The sequence below is a fragment of the Bradyrhizobium sp. LeoA1Lang genome, assembly GCF_055413685.1.
In genome coordinates this window covers 1-16,290 of sequence record NZ_JBVAPG010000053.1, presented here as the reverse complement: position 1 = coordinate 16,290, position 16,290 = coordinate 1, and the positions used below count along the sequence as shown (strand labels likewise).

Annotated in this window: 12 protein-coding genes; 10 read left to right on the top strand and 2 right to left on the bottom strand. The window is 61.9% G+C overall.

The features are described 5' to 3' along the window. Positions 1 to 180 precede the first annotated feature (180 nt). From hpnN to ACZYOF_RS19270, 5 genes are all read left to right on the top strand, one after another. Positions 181 to 2,808, top strand: coding sequence for a hopanoid transporter HpnN (gene hpnN / locus ACZYOF_RS19290; protein ID WP_463716758.1), 2,628 nt, complete (start codon positions 181 to 183; stop codon positions 2,806 to 2,808). 613 nt (positions 2,809 to 3,421) lie between these two features. Beyond that, positions 3,422 to 4,441, top strand: coding sequence for a patatin-like phospholipase family protein (locus ACZYOF_RS19285; RefSeq protein ID WP_463716757.1), 1,020 nt, complete (start codon positions 3,422 to 3,424; stop codon positions 4,439 to 4,441). A gap of 4 nt (positions 4,442 to 4,445) precedes the next feature. Further along, a complete protein-coding gene (locus tag ACZYOF_RS19280) occupies positions 4,446 to 5,900 on the top strand; it encodes a GntP family permease (RefSeq protein ID WP_463716756.1) in 1,455 nt (484 codons plus the stop codon). Between the two features lie 77 nt (positions 5,901 to 5,977). Beyond that, the gene (locus ACZYOF_RS19275; RefSeq protein WP_463716755.1) at positions 5,978 to 7,171 is read left to right on the top strand and encodes a serine hydrolase domain-containing protein; all 1,194 of its coding nucleotides are present in this window, start codon (positions 5,978 to 5,980) and stop codon (positions 7,169 to 7,171) included. 253 nt (positions 7,172 to 7,424) lie between these two features. Continuing rightward, positions 7,425 to 7,811 (top strand): RidA family protein, encoded by a 387-nt coding sequence (locus ACZYOF_RS19270; protein ID WP_245475802.1) that lies wholly within the window; start codon positions 7,425 to 7,427, stop codon positions 7,809 to 7,811. Between the two features lie 290 nt (positions 7,812 to 8,101). Here ACZYOF_RS19270 and ACZYOF_RS19265 read toward each other — a convergent pair whose 3' ends face one another. Continuing rightward, a complete protein-coding gene (locus ACZYOF_RS19265) occupies positions 8,102 to 9,025 on the bottom strand; it encodes a PLP-dependent cysteine synthase family protein (RefSeq protein WP_463716754.1) in 924 nt (307 codons plus the stop codon). Positions 9,026 to 9,303: 278 nt separating this feature from the next. Next, the gene (locus ACZYOF_RS19260) at positions 9,304 to 10,251 is read right to left on the bottom strand and encodes an AEC family transporter (protein WP_130577999.1); all 948 of its coding nucleotides are present in this window, start codon (positions 10,249 to 10,251) and stop codon (positions 9,304 to 9,306) included. A 115-nt stretch (positions 10,252 to 10,366) separates the two neighbouring features. On the opposite strand from ACZYOF_RS19260, the gene ACZYOF_RS19255 reads away from it, so the two are divergent. The 5 genes from ACZYOF_RS19255 to blaBJP all read left to right on the top strand — a co-directional run bounded on the left by ACZYOF_RS19255 (position 10,367) and on the right by blaBJP (position 16,131). Beyond that, on the top strand, positions 10,367 to 11,230 hold the full coding sequence (locus ACZYOF_RS19255; protein WP_463716753.1) for a LysR substrate-binding domain-containing protein: 864 nt from the start codon (positions 10,367 to 10,369) through the stop codon (positions 11,228 to 11,230). Positions 11,231 to 11,497: 267 nt separating this feature from the next. Beyond that, a complete protein-coding gene (locus ACZYOF_RS19250) occupies positions 11,498 to 12,682 on the top strand; it encodes a peptidase M15 (protein WP_463716752.1) in 1,185 nt (394 codons plus the stop codon). A 121-nt stretch (positions 12,683 to 12,803) separates the two neighbouring features. Continuing rightward, the gene (locus ACZYOF_RS19245) at positions 12,804 to 14,324 is read left to right on the top strand and encodes a L,D-transpeptidase family protein (RefSeq protein WP_463716751.1); all 1,521 of its coding nucleotides are present in this window, start codon (positions 12,804 to 12,806) and stop codon (positions 14,322 to 14,324) included. 152 nt (positions 14,325 to 14,476) lie between these two features. Next, positions 14,477 to 15,103, top strand: a complete 627-nt coding sequence (locus ACZYOF_RS19240) for a hypothetical protein (protein ID WP_463716750.1) — start codon at positions 14,477 to 14,479, stop codon at positions 15,101 to 15,103. 140 nt (positions 15,104 to 15,243) lie between these two features. Then, positions 15,244 to 16,131 (top strand): BJP family subclass B3 metallo-beta-lactamase, encoded by an 888-nt coding sequence (gene blaBJP / locus ACZYOF_RS19235; protein ID WP_463716749.1) that lies wholly within the window; start codon positions 15,244 to 15,246, stop codon positions 16,129 to 16,131. The last annotated feature ends 159 nt before the right edge of the window (positions 16,132 to 16,290 follow it).

The following is a 16,290-nucleotide window of genomic DNA, read 5'->3' as shown; positions in this document are numbered from 1 at the left end:
GAATTTGAAACGCTCATGCGAACCTCGGAAGACAGGATTTCAGTTGGCCGCGCAACCTTCAGTACACGCTTCGCCCGAAGCCGCACCATTTCACGAACGAGTTTCTGCCAAAGATCAATCCAGCATTGACGCGTAGTTCGTGACCGAGGGCGATACGCGCGTTGGGAAAGCCGATTCATCATGTTGAAATCAGCAATCGTCGGAGTCGTGGATTTTTGTGCGCAGCGGCGCTGGTGGGTTCTCATCATCGGAATCCTGCTCGCGGTCGCAGCTCTCGCCTATGACGTCACGCGCTTCGCGATCACGACAGACACGGACAACCTGATCTCGAACAACCTTGCCTGGCGTCAGCGTCAGTCGGCATTTTCCGAGGCATTTCCGGACAAGGGAATCCTGGTGGTGGTCTCGGCACCGACGCCGGAAAACGCTGAAGCGGCGACAAGCGCGCTGACGCAGGAACTCGCCAAGCATCCGGATTTGTTCCGCGCGGTTGTCCAGCCGGACGGAGGCGAGTTCTTTCAGCGCAACGGGCTCCTGTTCGAACCGCTGCCCAGCGTCAAGAAGTCGATCACGGGATTGTCGAGCGCCGACTTTCTGATCGGCTCGCTGGCGGCCGATCCGACCCTGCGCGGCGTGGCGAAAGCGCTCGGCTATGCGCTCGACGGCGTCGAGGGCGGAGACATCAAGCTTGACCAGCTCACGTGGCCGCTCTCGCTTGCCGACAAGACCCTGAGTGACGTGCTGGCCGGCAAGCCGGCGACATTTTCGTGGCGGGCGCTGGTGCAGGGCTCTGAGCCGCAGGCGGACCAATTGCGCCACTTCATCGAGGTCGAGCCGATCCTGGATTTCTCCGCGTTGCAGCCGGGCCGCAAGGCGACGGACGGAATCCGTCGTGCCGCAGCCGATTTGAAACTGGGCGAGAAGTTCGGCGCCAACGTGCAGCTCACCGGCACGGTGCCCATGAACGACGACCAGTTCTCGGTGATCCGGCAAAGCGCGCTGCGCGACACGTTGACGGCCTTGTTCGGAACGCTGATCATATTGTGGCTGGCGCTGCGTTCGTGGAAGATCGTCACCGCGGTGTTTTTCAGCGTGATCGTGGGCCTCGCCGTCACCGCTGCCCTTGGCATCGTCATGGTCGGGGCCTTCAACCTGATCTCGATTGCATTCTTCGTCCTGTTTGTCGGGCTGGGCGTGGACTTTGGTATCCAGTTCAGCGTCCGTTACCGCTCCGCACGGCATGAGTGCGGCGATCTGCGGGAATCGCTGCGACGGGCCGCGCGCAAGGTGGGAGCCCCTCTCTCGCTGGCTGCCGCGGCCACCGCGGTGGCGTTCTTCTCGTTCCTGCCGACCAGCTATCGCGGCCTGTTCGAACTGGGTCTCATTGCCGGATGCGGAATGTTGATTGCCTTCCTCTGCAGCATCACGCTTGTCCCGGCGATGCTGGCGCTGCTGAAACCGCCCGGAGAACTGGCGCCGGTCGGTTTCAGCAGCCTCGCGCCGCTGGATGATTTCCTGCAGCGGCATCGCATCGCGGTGATCGCCGGCACAATCCTTGTGGTCTTCGCCGGAACGCCGCTGCTGCGTCACCTTCCGTTTGATTTCAACCCGATCAACCTGCAGAATCCGCACGCCGCATCGGTCGTGACCTATCGCGAGTTGCAGGGCAATCCGCTGACCTCTGGCGACGATGCCGAAGTGCTGGCATCATCACTGAGCGAAGCTGACGGCATCGCCAAGCGGCTGGCGGCGCTGCCCGAGGTCTCGCGCACCATGACGCTCAACAGCTTTGTTCCTGATGATCAGGATCAGAAGATTGCCGTCATCAAGGCCGCTGCCCCACGCCTCCATGGCGCGCTCAATCCGCCGCGCGATCCGGCGCCGACGGACAACGACACCGTGGATGCCATCCGCTCGACCGCGCAACATCTCTCGAAAGTCGCGGGCACCGCGACCGGCCCGGGCGCTGAGGCGGCGCGACGCGTTTCCGATTTGCTGACGCGCCTGGCGCAAGCCGACGCCGCAACGCGAGCAAGCGCCGAATTGGCGTTCGTCCAGCCGTTGAACCACGATCTCAACCAGTTGCGGAACAGCCTCGATCCGCAAACGGTGACCATCCAGAACCTTCCGGCCAGTCTTGTTCGCGACTGGCTGTTGCCCGACGGCAGGGCCCGCGTCGAGGCGCTGCCGAAAGGCAATGCCCAGGATAACAGCGTCATGCGTGGCTTCGCGACGGCGGTCATGGCCGCGGAGCCTTCGGCCACCGGCCCCGCGATCAGCCTCTATCAATCGGGCAGGACAGTCATCGACGCTTTCATCGAAGCGGGCGCGCTAGCGCTTGGCGCCATCGCGATCCTGCTGCTGATCGCGTTGCGCCGTGTCACGGATGTGCTGTTGACGCTGATACCGTTGCTGCTGGCCGGCGCAGTCACGCTGGAGATCTGCACGCTGACCGGCACGGCGATGAACTTTGCAAACATCATCGCCTTGCCGCTGCTGCTGGGCGTCGGCGTCGCGTTCAAAATCTATTACATCATGGCCTGGCGCGAAGGGCAGACAGGCCTGCTACAATCCAGCCTGACCCGCGCGGTGATCTTCAGCGCCATGACCACCGGGGTGGCGTTCGGAAGCATGTGGGCATCGAGCTATCCGGGCATGTCGAGCATGGGCAAGATGATGGCGCTCGCGCTGCTATGCACAATGGCCGCCGCCGTGCTGTTCCAGCCGGTCCTGATGGGACCGCCGCGCCAGGTCAGAGCGGCTTCGGCGCAGCCGTCGGCCGATCCATTACCTCGCCCGGCGGAATAAATCTTCCCCTGGTCCGATCCAGGGATCAGTTGCGACGGTTTTTCTGAAAGCTCGGTTGCATTATAGCGAACTGGTTCACATTCAACGTCGGCTCTGTCATGCTACGTTCATATATCGCAGCCGGACGGAGGATCGGGCGACTGCTGCTTGAAGGGGCGAAGCTGCATCTGGCCATCGTGACCGAGCGAAAATGGTGACGTGCTCGCCTGCAACATTGCTGGAGGTTGACCATGCATTCCGTTTCAGCCGAATGGCAATCCGCTTCAACAGCTCCCTCTGACGAGGATCTGGAAATCTGTACATTGAATTATGATGGCATGGTCCGTGCGCTTCCTTTTCCTTGCCGCAGGGACGGAGCCAACTGGGTCGATCGTTCGGGCGGAATGCACGCCGACATTCATCCGACCCAATGGCGCAAATGGACTGGGCCAAACTAGCGCCCGTGGGGCGAGCGCGGCCTGGCCTTGGACTGCGCTACCGAAGTTGCGTGCTGACAGAGCCCGATCTGCAGCCGACCGAATTCGGTCTGGAAACATCGACCACAAGTTTGTCTCGCATGTTCCCGCTACCTAAGACATAGTGAGCCTCCCGTACGCCGCGGAAGTGAGGGCTCATGAACCGAAGCCCGGTGCTGATAGACCTGGCCCTCCAGGGCGGAGGCTCGCATGGTGCGTTCACCTGGGGTGTCCTCGACCGGCTACTTGAAGAGCCCTGGATTGAGATTGCGGGCATATCCGGGACATCCGCCGGGGCGATGAACGCCGCTGTCCTGGCGGATGGCTGGACGGAGGGCGGCGCTGCCGGGGCACGCGACGCCTTGGACAAATATTGGCGGAGCGTCTCGCGAGCCGCTGCATTCAGTCCGCTGCAACGCTCGCCGCTCGACCATCTCATGGGACGATGGTCGCTCGACACCTCTCCCGCCTATCTCTTCACCGATTTGATGTCGCGGGTGCTGTCGCCCTACGACCTCAATCCGCTCGGCTTCAATCCACTGCGAGAGATACTGGCCGGGGCCATCGATTTCAAGCGTCTTGCTCGCGCGCCCATAAAGCTCTTCGTCACCGCCACGCGGGTGCGGACCGGTCGCGGACGGATCTTCCGCAATGCGGAGATAAATGCGGATGTCCTGCTGGCGTCGGCCTGCCTGCCAACGATGTTCCGCGCCATCGAGATCGACGGCGAGCCCTATTGGGACGGCGGTTACGCAGGCAACCCTACGATCACGCCGCTTGTTCGCGAGACCGATGCGCGCGACACCATCCTCGTGCAGATCAACCCGACCGAGCGACCGGAGCAGCCACGCACCGCCGCTGAGATCCTCAACCGCCTCAACGAGATTTCATTCAATTCGCCGCTGGCGAAGGAACTGCGGATGATCGCGCTTCTTCGTCAGGTCGCCGACCCCGGTACTGGCGAGGGCGCCCGTTGGGCACAGATGAAGACGCACCGGATCAAGAGCGACATGCTTGCGGCGTTCGGCGCGTCATCAAAGCTCAACGCCGAATGGGCGTTCACATCCAAGCTGCGTGAGGAAGGGCGGCGAGCCGCCAATGAATTCCTCGACACGCACGGCGCCGATCTCGGCGTGCGTTCGACTGCCGATCTCGACATCTTGCTGACGGAGTGCTGAGGCCATGGGGCTTCTCGGCATTCTTGTCGGGCTTGGTCTGCTGATCTGGCTTGCTTTCCGCGGCTGGAGTGTCCTCCTGCTCGCGCCGATCGCCGCGCTGATCGCCGCAGCCTTCGATCGTCAGCCGCTGCTCGCCAACTGGACGCAGACGTTCATGAGCAGCGCGGCGGAATTTCTCGCACAATTCTTCCCGATCTTTCTGCTTGGCGCCGTCTTCGGGAAGCTGATGGACGACAGCGGTGCGGTCGTCGCGGTCGCGAACTTCATCACTCGAGCACTGGGCGAGCGCCGGGTCATTCTGGCCGTCGTGCTCGCCGGTGCGTTGGTCACTTACGGCGGCGTCAGCCTCTTCGTCGCGTTCTTCGTGATCGTTCCGATGGCCCAGTCGCTGTTTCGCAAGGCGGCGATTCCGCATCGCCTCGTGCCCGCGGCGGTCATTCTCGGCACCTCCACTTTCACCATGTCGGCGATGCCTGGAACACCGTCGATTCAGAACGCCATCCCCATGCCGTTCTTCGGTACGACGCCCTTCGCAGCTCCGGGCCTCGGAATTATCGCGTCGATGATCATGCTCGGCATCGGGCTATGGTGGCTTCATCGCGCCGAGAAAGCAGCGCGACGCGCAAATGAGGGCTACGGCGACACCCCATCGCCACCTCCCGAATCTGCAGCCGAGGATGAACGATTGCGCGGGCGGGCTGCGACCGCGCGGGAATTCGATCCGGCGGAGATCCGCCACGGGCACCACAGCGAAATGGCGGCCCCGGTTTTCAACGCCATCCTTCCCTTGATCGTCGTTGTCGTTATCAATCTCTTGATGTCGCTCGTCGTCCTGCCGCGGCTCGACTTCTCATTCCTGGCCGAGCAGCGCTGGGGGAACACCTCGCTATCAGCCGTTGCCGGCGTCTGGTCAGTCATCGTCGCGTTGGCGGCAGCAATCGCAACAGTCATCCTCTCCAACTGGACGCGACTGCCTGCACTGCGGCAAACCATGGATGCCGGAGCCAATGCGTCCGTCCTGCCCGCCTTGAGTGTTGCGAGCCTCGTTGGCTTCGGCGCCGTCGTTGCCTCCCTCCCCGCCTTCGACATGGTGCGGGACTGGGTGTTGGGCATCGAGGGCGGCCCGCTGGTGTCGCTTGCGGTCGCCACAAATATGCTTGCGGCGTTGACAGGGTCGGCTTCCGGCGGCTTGACGATCGCGCTCGATGCGCTCGGTCAAACCTACATGGGCATTGCCGCGCAGGCGGGGATTGATCCCGGAATTCTACATCGCGTCGCAGTGATCGGTGCCGGAACGCTGGACATTCTGCCCCACAACGGCGCCGTCGTGAGCCTGCTCGCGATCTGCGGCCTGACGCATCGCAAAAGCTACCTCGACATTGTGATGGTCGGCATCGTGAGCTCCGTTATCGCTCTCGCCGCTGTGATCGCAATCGGCACCGCGTTCGGGTCGTTTTGACGCCGCAAAGCGACGGCACTGCTTGATCCTGTCGAAGAAGCGTTCGAGGCGGCTGCAGGCTCCATAGAGGTGAAATCATGGAAGACATGAAAGTCACAGCCACCGGGTACGACTTTCGGACTGCCCACGCTGCCATGCAGCGGTACGTTGACGAGAATCTTCTTGCTGGATTCTCTTCCGCAGTGCTCGTCGGCAGAGATTTGGTAGACGTGCAATGCATTGGCTGGGCCGACAAGGAAGCTCAGATACCATTGCGGGTCGACCACATATTCCGCGTCTTCTCCAACACAAAGCTGATCACATCCTGCGCCGCGCTTCTCTTGTTCGAAGAAGGCCGCTTCCAACTGGATGATCCGATCGAGCGGTTCATTCCGCAGCTCGCGGACCGTCGCGTGCTGCGCCCCGGCGCGACGTCATTGGACCAGACCGAGCCTGCTGTCAGGCCGATCACCATTCGCCATCTGTTGAGTCACAGTTCGGGGCTGAGCTACGGTCTTCTTGACCCGGGCACCTTGATTTTTAATGCGTACAAGGAGCGAAAAGTACTCAATCCGGCGACCACGCTTGCGGAAATGATGGACGTATTGGCCGAGCTGCCGCTGGTTTTTCATCCCGGAACGTCATGGGAATACTCGGTGGCCACCGACGTCCTGGCACGTCTTGTCGAAGTGATCAGCGGCCAGCGCTTCGATGCGTTCATTCAATCGCGTATTCGGGGCCCGCTTGGCATGGCGGACACCGGATTTGTGGTGTCGGATCGCGATCGCCTCGTCGCCTATTATGCCGGTGCCGACCTGGTCGACCCCAGGAAGCCGGGACTTACTCGCGCAGATGACGCGCCATATCCGGGGGCTTATCTGCGTGCTTTCCCGAGGCAGAGCGGCGGCAGTGGGTTGGTCTCGATCTTGCCGGACATGGTAAAGCTCATTCGAAGCCTGCTGCCGGGTGGTCCGACTTTGCTGAAGCCGGACACGATCAAGCTGATGATGAGCAACCAGCTACCTGAGGGTGTGTGGCTACGCTTTGCTGGTTATGGAGAACTTCAAGGCAAGGGGCACGGGCTCGCGGGAGCGCTGATCCTGGAGCCTTCCGCGTTCGACCATCCGGACGCGGGAGGCGAGCTCTTTTGGGGCGGGCGTGGTGGCACCCAATGGTGGATTTCGCCAAAAACGAATACCGCAGGCTTGATCATGGCACAGCGTGAGATGGGGCATCCATTTGTCGTCGAGTTCAAACGGCTCGCGTACGAAGCGGTGACGCGCAAGGGCTGATACGAATGGCCTCACAGTCGCGCTGCCCGATGCTTACGACTAGGGGCGTGTACTCATAAATCGGGAAGCTGCGGATCAGGGCACGCTTGAGGTCTGCTATGCCACCAAGAGCGGCGCGAAAGCGGACATCGCCGGAGGTCCGAGTCGGGCCAGAAGCGGACCGTCGTGCCTGGTATGAATGCTGGGCGCTGGCATAACGCCTCAGCGTCGAGTACCTCTGGACGCGCCGATCCCAAAACCAGGAATCACCGTCGTGCGCACACTATCCCCCTCAACCATCCATCCCCCTTTGGCGCGATATAGCCACGGGTATTCCGTGCCAGCGGGCCACCGGCTTACCATCACAGCGGGCCAGCTTGGCATCGAGCTTGATGGTAAGATTCCCGCGGATAGCGAGGGACAGGCTGAAATCTGCTTCAAGAACATTGAGGCCATCTTGGCGGAAGACGGAATGACGATGGCTAACGTCGTCCGCCTGAGCGTGTACGTTACAGCACGCGAGCATATGGAGGGCTACCGACGGGCGCGCGACCGGCGATTTCCGGGTGCGCCGCCAACGACCACGCTGATCATGGTGGCCGGATTGGTCCGGCCGGAGTTCGTGATCGAGATTGAGGCGATTGCAGCAGCCGCTCCTTAGCGGAGTAACCCACCATACGGAGCGGGAGCTCTGGGCGCCATTCTATTAAAGTGACATGGTACGTTCGCTCTGAGTCATCGAGCCGTCAGCTTCGGGTCCGGAAGCAGTCAGCAAGCCGAGCAAAGTCATCTGCGAAGCTGTAAGGCGGACCAGTTCATTGTGCCGTAAGCTCGATTATGCCGAATCCTTGAAAGGGTCGATTGAAATTGCTCATGATTGTCCTGTTAGTAGTCGGCATAATCGGCAAGGCCTGAAAGCGAGCGAGCGGCTGACTTGTGGACATGGCGGCGTCAGTATTTTAGGCCGGTATCGCACAGCACAGTGGCAACGGTCGCATCGACCTTCAATCGACCAGATCTAAGTAGCTTCGCTGCGGCGCAGACATTGGCGGCAGCAGAGTAGCCGACGTAAAGTCCCTCCATGACCGCAAGCTGACGGTGCCAATACTCGACCTCGGCGTCCGTTACCGTCAGGCTCAGGTCCATAAGTCCGGTGTCCCAATGCGGTGGAACTAGGCCGTAGCCGGTGCCCTGCACGATATGTCGCGCTTTTTCGACCTTCTTCCCCGCTAAGGGTTCGCTCCCTTCCGGTTCGACCGCCGCACACAAGGTTGCTGGATTGGCAGCCTTCAGCACCCGAGCAACGCCGATGAAGGTGCAGCCAGTGCCAACGGCCGCGACCCAGCCGTCCACGGGTCCGCCGAACTGTTCCAGTATCTCGGGACCGGTGGTGGTCTCGTGCGCGACGATACCTTCAGATGCATTGAATTGGTCGACATAGTACCCGCCGCCATCACGGGCGATTTGTGCTGCCACATCGGCGGCGGCGGCGACATCAGCTCCCGTCACCTGTCCCGGTGTCCCATCGACCTGGGGGACGAGTACAACCCTTGCCCCCAATCCCTCCATCATCCGCGCGCGTGCGGTGCTATTCCCGGCTGACATAGTTGCAATGAAAGGATGCCCGAGCGCGGCGCACACCACGGCGAGGCCCGCACCCATGTTGCCGCTGGTCATCTCGACTACGGGCATGCCGGGCTTAAGTCTCCCATCTTCCCGCGCTGCCAGCACGATTGCCTTGGCGGCGCGGTCCTTCACGCTTCCACCAGGTTGCAGGAACTCCGCCTTGGCAACTATCCGACCTGGTCCGGAATGCACCCGATCCAGCGCAACCAATGGCGTACGCCCGATAAGATCGAGGGCCGAAGCGAGCATTGTGGTATCTCCCGATTATGCTGCGGATATCATTGCCAGCGCATTCTCTCAATGCCGCACAAGCGTTACGTGAAGCGGAGCCTGACGTTCCTTGACGCTGAGGAGATAGCGGCGCTGCTGGTTGCACCGGATCGAACGACGTGGGTAGGGCGGCGTGACCACGTCCTGCTGGTGCTTGCACTTCGATAGCCCAGATTGTCCGCAAAGAGTCAAAACCGGCAATGCGCCCATCGAGCCGAAGATGTCTGCTTAGCCGTCAAAAGCCGACATCTGCGCCGTTATGAGTACACCCTAGCGGCCCAAGCGAGATACCCGCTCACGGTCAGAACCGATGCAGCAGTGGAAACAAGGATGACATTGGAAGTGATATCAGCCTCGCGCTGGTAGAACTCCGCCAGCATGAAAGGGCCTGTCCCGGTCGGGAGAGCGGCCAGCAGAACCGCAACATGGGTGAGCAGCGGTGACAGGCCGAACACGGCGGTCGCCATGACCCAGGTGACGGCCGGCTGCAGGACAAGCTTGAAGCTGACGAGGAGAGCTGCCGATCCGATGTCCTGCTCCGTGGTCTCGCGCTTGGCTGCAAGGAACAGTCCGAGCGCAACAAGCGCACAGGGCGAGGCTGCGCCACCCAACAGTTTCAGGAAACTTTCTGCTGGGGCGGGAACACTGAGCCCGGCGAGCGGAACGATCGCCCCCAGCGCAGGCGCGACAAGCAAGGGATTGCGAAGCAGCGAGCCGCCCACCTTGATGAGAAGGTGCTTGCGTCGCTTTTCGGTTTGCAGGCCGGCCTCAATCAGCACGATGGCGATCGCAAACAGGATGCAGACCGTGATGATCGTGGCGATGAGGGTCGGGGCCAATGCGTCGCGGCCAAGCGCCACCAGCGCCAGCGGAAAACCGACAAAGCCAACATTCGCGTAGCCTGCATTCAGGCCGTCGATCGCGGCATCGGCCAGGTGTCGCGGGCGGCGCAGACGAACGGCAATTGTCAGGCAGAAAACCAGCGCCGCGCCGATGCCGAATGCCGCGATGAAGCCCGGCTGCCAGACGTCGGTCCATTGCGCGTGCGCGATGACGTCAAAGAGCAGGGCCGGGAGCGCAAGATACACCACGAAGCGGTTCAGTTCCGCCGACGCGTGGGAGCCGAGGACGCCGAGCCGGCGAGTGAGCCAGCCTGCGAAGATGAGCGCAAAAATGGGGAGGACGGTGGTGAGGGTCGAGAGCATCGGAGAGCCTGACTTCAAAATTGCCGGTTAGCTCTATCCGGCCGTTCTGATATCATCCAATACCGATTGACGCCCCCATCCATACCTTTTCGGCATCATGATCGATATCAGGCAGATGCGTTACTTCGTGGCCTTGGCCGAGACGCTCCACTTCGGGCGCGCAGCCGAGCGCCTCCACATCAGCCAACCGCCGCTGAGCCGGCAGATCGCAGCCCTGGAAAAGGAACTCGGGGTCCGCCTGTTCGAGCGTCACTCACGGCGCGCGACGCTGACCCATGCCGGCCGGCGCTTCCTGGAAGACGCACGCGCGGTGCTGATCAGCTTCGACCAGGCCTGTCGTAACGCGCGTCTGGCCGAGCGCGGCGAATTGGGCGAGCTTTCCATCGGCTTCATGATGCACGCGGCCTACACCGTCCTGCCGGGGCTGGCGCGGCGTTACATGGCCAATCACCCGGGAGTGCGCGTCGAATTGCGGGAGGTCGTTCCCGCCACTTTGGTCGATGCTGTGCTGGCCGGGCAGTTCGATGCAGCCATCATGTTCAACCCGGGCCCCATTCGCGGCCTCGAGACGCAGACGATTTATCGCGAGCGGCTGTGCTTGGCGGTGCACGTCAGCCACCCTCTCGCCGACCATGAGGTCGTCCGGGCCAAGCAACTCAATGGCGAGCCCCTGATAGCTGTCCCCACCGACGTCGCACCGAAGCTGCGCGAGGCGATCGTCGCCTATTGTCGTTCCGGCGGGTTTGAGCCCACGTTCAGGCTCGAAGTCGCACTTCAGCAGACAATCGTGAATCTCGTAGCGGAGAACCTTGGCATTGCCCTGGTGCCGCAATCCATGGGGCAGTTCGGCATTGCAAACTTGGTCCACCGCAAGCTTGAAAAAGCGCCGACCATCGAGCACGTGGTCGCCTGGCGGCCAAGCAATCTCAATCCGGCACTCCAGCCATTCCTTGCGGAAGCGCGGGCCGTTGCCCCGTAACAGGTGAGTGCGTTGCTGCCGTTTCCCGCGCTTCGATTAACTACAATCCAATTTGTATTTGTCTGAAAGCGCGGCGTTCTGCCGCCTGCCAACTGACGAAATCGCTTGCCGCGTCGGCAGCGCGTTGCATCCGGGCAACAGTTCCAGGAAAAAGTGTCAACCTGCACTTTCCGCCATTGTGCGTCCACAACTTGATCCGAAAGATCAACACCGTCGCATGCTTGGCTGTGTAACTCGGCTCAAGTGGAGCCCTTTGGAGGCTACGGGATGAACCCGCGGCAATTTGCGACAGTGGCGCCGGCGCTGTGCGGAACGATCGTTCTCGCAGGTTGGGTCGTTGCATCGCTCGGCGGCTTAGGTTCGGCCAGCATCGAGAACGCCGGCGCGCTGCCGATCGAGGATCATCCCGCACCATCTCTTTCCACCAACGTCGATCTTCCCACCAACGCCGAACTCGCGGATGTACCACAGGAAGCCGCAGCGGGAACCGCCGCTGTTGTCGCTTCCGCAGATGTGGCCGCGGCCGTCGAGTCGGTGAAGGGGATCGTTACCGATGCGCCGGCGCCCTCGGTTGAGGCGGAACCGATCGTCGAAGCTGCGCCGCCCGATGCGTCGCAGATGGTGCCGCCCGAAACACCGCCCATGCAGATGGCGACAGCGAACACGCCTGACCCGGTCCTGAACGACGACGGCAGGGAGGCCGCAAACCGCATCGAAATTCTCGACGAATGCCTGGTCGTGGACATCTGCGTCGACCGATACCTGTGGGCGCTCTACCAACGTACGCCCAAGGAAGACACCAACAAGGTGTATGAGCAGAGGAAAGTGACAGTCCGGAAGAAGCGCAAAATGGTGACTGTCACCAGGACCTTTACCCGGCTCGTCGATGCAGACTTTACCTGGAAGGATCCGAAGGCGGCGGAAAGAGCCGGCATGCCGATGATGGACTACGTGATCGGAGGCATGGACCGGGGCTTCAAGCTGAAACTGTTCCATGCGCTTTACGCAGCCGAGCAAGCCGGGCTGTCGCCCGGCATCACCAGCGCGTTCCGCGATGACTACCGTCAATCGATCGCAAGCGGCCTGAAGGCGGCAAGCAACAGGTCGTACCATGGCGGAAGCTTGCGCGGCGGCTATGGCCACGGGCTTGCCGCCGATATCGTGAGCGTCAAAGGCGCGACACGGGCGCAGCGATGGATTTCCACTGAAACCCTCTGGAAATGGGTCGACGCCCACGGGAAGGAGTTCGGCATCGGGCGACCGTATCTCGATCGAGATCCGCCGCATGTGGCGCCGATCGACGGCAAAGAATATGCTTCTCACCACGGCGGAACGAAAGTTCGCCACGCGCAAGCGGATGTGAAAAAGCGCACCCGGCTGGTCATGCGCTACGATCGCGGCGCAGCGAAACGCACAAAAAACGCAAGAGCGTCGAAGGGGAGAACGATCTAACCATATTTCAAGCATGCGCTCCCACGACGCGGGCAAGCTCTGCCAAATTCCTTAATTGCGCCGCTCGAATGTCCCAAGAACCATACGGGTTCGGATCGGGCCGGCTGGTGCTGCAGATGGAATGCGCATGATTCCCTGTTTTGTGAAACGGAAGCGCAACCAGACACGGCGGCAGCCAGCGTATCTTGTCATCGCCGCTCTCGCCGCGCTGATCGCGGCCGGAGACCCTGCGGACGCCAGGGGCGGCCGGAGTGAGCGCTCGGTCGAATCCGTCCAGTCACGCATCGCCGGCGAACCGATCATGGCCATCGTTTCGCTCCAGGACCAGCGGATCACCGTTTACGACGCCAATGGCTGGATCTTGCGCGCGCCGGTGTCGAGCGGCCAGAGAGGACGCGAAACGCCCGCCGGGATCTTCAGCGTTATCCAGAAGGAAGCGGAGCACTACTCCAACCTGTATGACGACGCCTACATGCCGCACATGCAACGCATCACCTGGTCGGGCATCGCACTCCATGGCGGCCCCCTGCCCGGTTATGCCGCATCCCATGGCTGCGTGCGGATGCCTTTCGATTTCGCAGCGCGTCTGTTCGACGACACAAGGATAGGCTTGCGGGTGATCGTGGCTCCAACCGATATGGCGCCGATCGAGATTGCCCATCCGGCTCTGCTCCAGCCGAAGCCGGGTGCCATCGCTTCGGCCGCCACCCGTCGCGCAGAAGCCGATGAGGCGGCCAGAAAGGCGGATCAGGCGAGGCTCGCCTCCGCGAAGGCTTACCGGGAATCAACACAGGCATCGATGCCGGTGCGCGTTGCGGACAATCTGAAGCGCAGGGCCGAGATGCAATTGGCCAGCGCCGAGGCTGCGCTTGGCTCCGCCACTTCGCCTGAGGCAAAAGAACAGGCCGAGCGCACCAAGGCGCAGGCGGTCACACGCATTGCCGAGTTGCAGGAACAATGGACTGCGGCAAAGGCGGAGCTGCAACCGAAGCTCGATGCCGTCACGGCGGCGCGCGAAGCCGCCGTCGCCGCGGAGAATGCGCGGATTGCGGCAGCCGAGGCCGCACGCCAGGCGGCGCGCGAGCTCGAGCCGGTATCGGTGCTGATCAGCCGCAAGACCCAGCGGCTTTACGTCCGGCGAGCATTTGAGCCCGTCCTGGACAGCCCGGTCACCATCCAGGACCCCGATCGTTCGATCGGCACACATGTCTTCACTGCCATGGAGCCGACCGACGGCGGCACCGGCGTGCGATGGAGTGTTGTTTCACTGGAGAGCAGCCGTCCGCACGACGGCACAGCTGAACCTCACGATCCGGCACGCGGCCGCAAAGCTCGCGAGGTTGAGCCAAAGAAGACGGAACCAGCCGGCGCAACGGCCGCGCTCGACCGGATTGTCATTCCGCAGGACGTACTGGATCGCATCGCCGGGATAACGCCGCGTTCGTCTTTGATCATCACCGACGAGGGGCCGAGCTCCGAAACCGGCAAAGGAACGGAATTCGTGGTCCTCATGAGCGGCGAGCCGCAGGGAGGAATCAAGATGCGACGACGCGCTCCGGCGAGCGAGTATCCCTCCGCGCGCGTACGCGATCGCCAGCTTTTCTGGGGCCGGCCGTTCGCGGGACCGTTTTCCACGTGGTGAGGCGGTGCTTCTCGCACTGGTAACGACACACATGCGCAGTGCCAAACCGGACGTATCGCGGCGAAATCTGATGATGCGACAGCAGGCCGCGCCGCGCTGGCGTTCTTGATATCCGGAGCGTATAGTTGAGGGTCACTTGGCGGTAGTGCGGAATGTCAGTTTTCTCAGGCAGATTAGGTCTCGCGGTCACTTTAGCAGCGCTCTGTCTGGGCGGACAAACGGCCCACGGCCAAGTTGCCCCCATGACATATTGGACTCCAGGCTGGCCCCTCGGCTTTGACAATGTGACGGTCGACCAGAGTTCGAACGCATACGGCAACTTTCCGAGCTTTGACGCCAGTGACGCTCGCGGCGGCGGCTTTTCCTATGCACGCTACAATTTCCCGAACGGGTGGTTCGTCGGCAGCGAACGCGGCGCCCTAGGCTTGAGCGGCATCAGCCAGTATGCATCCTTTGGCAATTTCGGCTCGCTCTATACGGAGGGCGTGCAGTTCGGCTACAGCTTCAAGAACGCTGGCGGGTTGCCCCTCACGGTCTATGCCGGCTTCGACACCTTGAAATACAATACCGGCATCGGCAGCCCCTTCGCTCCCTTCGACTCCGTGTCCAGCACGTTGCCAGGCTATAGCGCGCATGCAGGCATCGAAATCCAGCCGGCGTCGAATCTCAGCCTGTCGTTTGGCGTGGGCTACACCCAACAGTCGGGGCGCATCGACAGCGACATCAATTCGTCCTTGCTGCCCGGCGCTTCTCCGTTTGCCTTCGGCGCTCGCCGCTAACGCGCACGCTTCAAGGGCGTCGGGACAACCGGGACGCAGTCTCACAGCGTCGGCTCGAGCGAGATCATGCTTGAGCTGGCCGCTCAAATCGCGCATCAATGCTTTACATTGCGCACCATAAAAACAAAAGGGAGGCAATCATGAGGACGCTCACAGCCGCGCTGTGCGCCCTGGCGCTGTTCGCAACCGGCGCGCAGGCGCAAACCGTCAAGGATTTCCTGGCGCAGGTCACCAAGAAATGGACCACGCCGTTCGAGCCGTTTCAACTGATCGGCAACATCTACTACGTCGGCACCGACGGCATCGCCGTCTACATTATCAAGACGTCGCAGGGCCTGATCCTCATGGACACCGCACTTCCGCAGTCCACCGCCATGATCAAGGACAACATCGCCAAACTCGGCTTCAAGCTCGGCGACATCAAGTACATCCTGAACACGCACGCGCATTTCGATCACACCGGCGGCTTTGCCGAGATCAAGAAGGAGACTGGCGCGCAGCTCATTGCGGGCGAACGCGACAAGCCCTTGCTGGAAGGCGGATACTATCCCGGTGATGAGAAGAACACCGACATCGGCTTCCCGCCTGTGAAGGTGGACCGCGCCGTCAAGGAAGGCGACAAGGTCACGCTCGGCGACACCACGCTGACGGCGCACGCGACGCCCGGCCATTCACCCGGCTGCACGAGCTGGGAGATGACCGTCAAGGACGGCAATCAGGAGCGCGATGTGCTGTTCTTCTGCAGCGGGACCGTCGCGCTCAACAGGCTGGTCGGCAACCCGACGCATCCCGGTATCGTCGACGACTACCGGTCGACATTCGCCAGGGCCAAGGCGATGAAGATCGACGTGCTGCTCGGCCCGCATCCGGAAGTCTACGGCATGCAACAGAAGCGCGCGCAAATGAAGGACGGCGCGCCGAACCCATTCGTCAAGCCCGGCGAGCTCGCAACCTACGCGGCGGGCCTCGAACAGGATTTCGACAAACAGCTCGCCAAGCAGACGGCCGCGCTCCAGAAGAGCAACTAGGGTCTGTTGGGATTCAGGATTCTCATTCGTGGTTGGCTGTGATTCAAGCTTTGGATGGAACGATTCGTTTTGACTGACGGCCAATGGGCGAAGATGGAGCCGCTTTGTCTCGGCAAGCCGAGCGATCCTGGCCGCAGCGGCAAGGACAACCGGCTGTTT

Coding starts and splice junctions, on each gene's coding strand:
- ACZYOF_RS19255 (WP_463716753.1), top strand. CDS start 10,367: ATGCGTTACTTCGTGGCCTTGGCCGAGACGCTCCACTTCGGGCGCGCA.
- ACZYOF_RS19265 (WP_463716754.1), bottom strand. CDS start 9,025: ATGCTCGCTTCGGCCCTCGATCTTATCGGGCGTACGCCATTGGTTGCG.
- ACZYOF_RS19280 (WP_463716756.1), top strand. CDS start 4,446: ATGGGGCTTCTCGGCATTCTTGTCGGGCTTGGTCTGCTGATCTGGCTT.
- hpnN (WP_463716758.1), top strand. CDS start 181: ATGTTGAAATCAGCAATCGTCGGAGTCGTGGATTTTTGTGCGCAGCGG.
- ACZYOF_RS19285 (WP_463716757.1), top strand. CDS start 3,422: ATGAACCGAAGCCCGGTGCTGATAGACCTGGCCCTCCAGGGCGGAGGC.
- ACZYOF_RS19260 (WP_130577999.1), bottom strand. CDS start 10,251: ATGCTCTCGACCCTCACCACCGTCCTCCCCATTTTTGCGCTCATCTTC.
- ACZYOF_RS19245 (WP_463716751.1), top strand. CDS start 12,804: ATGCGCATGATTCCCTGTTTTGTGAAACGGAAGCGCAACCAGACACGG.
- blaBJP (WP_463716749.1), top strand. CDS start 15,244: ATGAGGACGCTCACAGCCGCGCTGTGCGCCCTGGCGCTGTTCGCAACC.
- ACZYOF_RS19240 (WP_463716750.1), top strand. CDS start 14,477: ATGTCAGTTTTCTCAGGCAGATTAGGTCTCGCGGTCACTTTAGCAGCG.
- ACZYOF_RS19250 (WP_463716752.1), top strand. CDS start 11,498: ATGAACCCGCGGCAATTTGCGACAGTGGCGCCGGCGCTGTGCGGAACG.
- ACZYOF_RS19275 (WP_463716755.1), top strand. CDS start 5,978: ATGGAAGACATGAAAGTCACAGCCACCGGGTACGACTTTCGGACTGCC.